This window comes from Bradyrhizobium sp. Unk1, assembly GCF_059512345.1.
In genome coordinates, this window is record NZ_JCAMOP010000284.1 from 1 (window position 1) to 245 (window position 245).

A 245-nucleotide genomic window follows, 5' to 3' on the forward strand; every position below is an offset into this window, starting at 1 on the left:
AGCCCGTCTTCCTGGACATAGAATTCCCACGCGCCGCTTTCGATGTCTCTGATCGTCTGAACGACAGATTGCTTCCATTGACTTCCGTTCGAATATACCCCGCCGATGCTGCTAATTCTCTCGTGTGGATTCGTCCTGTCGGTCTTACTGACGCAACGAACGCGTGCGAGTCTAGCCACGGGGGTCTCTCCTTCCGCATGCAAAAGGAGCAACCAGCTTAGCGTTCAGTGGCGGACCATGCCGCC

The 245-nt window shown here is 55.9% G+C and carries 1 protein-coding gene; it reads right to left on the minus strand.

What is annotated here, in order from left to right; all coding sequences use genetic code 11:
- The coding region (locus AC5ZFO_RS48505) for a DUF3892 domain-containing protein (RefSeq protein ID WP_496124335.1) at positions 1-179 on the minus strand (179 nt) is incomplete at its 3' end.
- Positions 180-245 lie beyond the last annotated feature (66 nt).